General features: G+C 43.9%; 1 pseudogene. It reads left to right on the top strand.

From position 1 onward, the window contains the following. Nucleotides 1-230: pseudogene (locus OGV69_RS01290) on the top strand (phage tail fiber protein); the annotation flags it as partial.

Genomic DNA, 230 nt, shown 5'->3' with positions numbered 1-230 from the left:
CAGGGAGGGACTGGTGGTAATAGCCAGCAATCAGCATGTCATGGTATAGGGGCGCTTCAGGTAAATCGAACTGTATCTAATGCCGGTGACCCATCATTACCAACATGTTCATTTTTCCTTGGTGATGGACAGGAAGGCAGTGGAAATGGAAAACCCTACGCATATTCAGTAATTTTAAATATGTCAGAGTCTGGCAACACAGGGATTAATGGCTATTATTCGCAAATTGC

Source organism: Citrobacter sp. Cc139 (assembly GCF_030334645.1).
Lineage (GTDB): Bacteria > Pseudomonadota > Gammaproteobacteria > Enterobacterales > Enterobacteriaceae > Citrobacter > Citrobacter werkmanii.
Note: the sequence above shows the minus strand (reverse complement) of the source record. Positions and strands in the feature narration are given on the sequence as shown.